Here is a 471-nt window from a genome sequence, read left to right on the forward strand (position 1 = left end):
CGGAGACGGTGCTGCGGAAGGCCGGGTCGGAGACGGTCAGCGTGCCGCTCTGCACGATGACGCTCTCACCCTCGGGGGTCTTGAGCCCCGCGTCGTCGAGGATCTGCTGGGCCCTGGCGACGTCACCGGGCATCTGTTCGGAGTCGGAGACCTTGACGCTGCCGGCCAGCCCGCCGAGCCAGGCGGCGAGGACCACGAAGAGCAGCCAGCCGATGACCGCGGTCTTGCGGTGGCGTGCGCTCCAGCCGCCCATGGCGGCGGCCAGGCCGAGTTTGGGTACCACGGTGGAAATCCCCCTGGGAAAGGGCGGCCTGCGCGCCGCCGGCGTCGGTGCCCGCGCTCGGTGCGGGGCTGGGAACGACGCTAGAAGCGGCGGGACGGGGCCGGTATCCGGCTGGCAGCCGAGTGAACCCTGGCCTTTTCCCCAGGGCGGGGGTGGGGTTTTCCCCAGGGGAACCCGGATCTCCACCC

At 72.2% G+C, this 471-nt stretch carries 1 pseudogene; it reads right to left on the reverse strand.

Annotation, left to right across the window (positions count from 1 at the left end):
• Window positions 1–253, reverse strand: a pseudogene (locus AOK09_RS41885) (hypothetical protein); the annotation flags it as partial.
• Window positions 254–471: the final 218 nt, after the last annotated feature.

Source organism: Peterkaempfera griseoplana, assembly GCF_001418575.1.
Taxonomy (GTDB): Bacteria; Actinomycetota; Actinomycetes; order Streptomycetales; family Streptomycetaceae; genus Peterkaempfera; species Peterkaempfera griseoplana.